At 71.3% G+C, this 1601-nt stretch carries 2 protein-coding genes and 1 pseudogene; all 3 read left to right on the forward strand.

Going from position 1 to position 1601, the window contains the following annotated elements:
* A partial coding sequence (locus RDU12_RS15675) for a hypothetical protein (RefSeq protein WP_308685593.1) occupies positions 1-472 on the forward strand: 472 nt, incomplete at its 5' end.
* Between the two features lie 92 nt (positions 473-564).
* Entirely contained in the window at positions 565-1311 is a 747-nt protein-coding gene (locus RDU12_RS15680) for a MauE/DoxX family redox-associated membrane protein (RefSeq protein WP_300290040.1), read from the forward strand.
* Between the two features lie 81 nt (positions 1312-1392).
* Positions 1393-1601, forward strand: a pseudogene (locus tag RDU12_RS15685) (hypothetical protein); the annotation flags it as partial.

The following is a 1601-nucleotide window of genomic DNA, read 5'->3' on the forward strand; positions in this document are numbered from 1 at the left end:
CCACGCCGGCCGCGGCGGCTACCGCCCCGCGCCGATCCGCGCCCGCATCGGCCTCGCCATGCGCCGCGCCATGAATTTCGGCGACATGCCTGACGCGGAATCCGTCCTGCGCTCGCGCGGCCTGTCGCTGGCCCCGATGTCCGTCGGCGACGCCGGCCTCAACGTCGGCGGGACCAGCGTCCTGCCCACCTGCCAGGCCTCCGACATCGACAACGGCGCCCTCAAGGCCGTGGTCATCCCGGCCGGCTCGGCCGACGAGGACGCCGCCGCCCTCAACGACGTCATCGCCCGCGCCCAGGCCAAGGGCGCCCCGATGTTCGCCTTCGGCGACGGCGTCGAGACCACCCTGCGCGCCCTCGACCGCCCGCACGAAGCCTTCGCCGACTCGCCCGCCGTGCTGATCACGGCCGACAACGTCGAGACCCTGGCCGACAGCGACGCCCTCGCCGCCGCCGCCTCGCGCGTGCAGTAGCCGCCGACGATCGAAGCCCTCTCCGTCGCGGGGAGGGCTTCAAGGCTCCGGAGCCTTGGCCGGCCTCGCCCGTTAAAGGGGCAGGAGAGCCCATGTCCGACCAGCCCAAGACCGCCGTCCTCCACCGCATGGTCATGCCCGACCACATCTGCCCCTATGGCCAGAAGTCGCTGTGGCTGCTGCGCCGCAAGGGCTATGCGGTCCAGGACCATCACCTGAAGACTCGCGCCGAGACCGACGCCTTCAAGGCCCTGCACGGCGTCGACACCACCCCCCAGACCTTCATCGACGGGGTCCGCATCGGCGGCCACGACGACCTGCGCCGCCACCTCGGCGAAACGGTCCCCGGCCCGGACGCGACCAGCTACACCCCGGTGCTCGTGGTCTTCGCCGTCGCCGCCCTGATCGCCCTGGCCGTCGCCTGGCTGCGCTTCGGGACGCCCGCCGACGTGTCGGTTCTCCCGACCTTCATCGCCACAGCCATGTGCCTGCTGGCCATGCTGAAGCTGCAGGACCTCGAGTCCTTCTCGACCATGTTCCTCAACTACGACCTGCTGGCCCGGCGCTGGGTGCCGTACGGCTACCTCTACCCGTTCGGCGAGCTGGGCGCGGGCGTGCTGATGCTGGCCGGGGTCCTGACCTGGCTGTCCGCTCCGGTCGCCCTGCTCATCGGCGGCGTCGGCGCGGTCTCGGTGTTCAAGGCGGTCTGGATCGACAAGCGCGAGCTGAAATGCGCCTGCGTCGGCGGCTCGTCCAATGTCCCTCTGGGCTTTGTCTCCCTGACCGAGAACCTGATGATGGTCGGGATGGCGGTGTGGATGCTGGCCTTCGCCCACTGACCCTCCGCCGCCCGTCAGCTTTCGTGGGTTTGCGAGCCTGCGACTCCTCTGCTCCTATGGGTTGAACAGGGAGAGGGCGTCATGCGGGCAGGGCTGGGACATTGGATCGCGGGCGCGATGGTCGCGGTCGCGGGGGCGGGGTCGCTGGCCGGACCCGCCGCGGCGCAGGACGGAATGCCGAATTTCCGCTCCGAGGCCGAGTTGCTGCGATTCCTGATGCCGGATCCCGAGGCCGGCCTGGCCATCGCCGAGGAGCCGCCGCCCCCGCCCGCGCCCCCGCCGATGGCTCC

It is taken from the genome of Brevundimonas sp., assembly GCF_031082345.1.
Taxonomy (GTDB): Bacteria; Pseudomonadota; Alphaproteobacteria; order Caulobacterales; family Caulobacteraceae; genus Brevundimonas.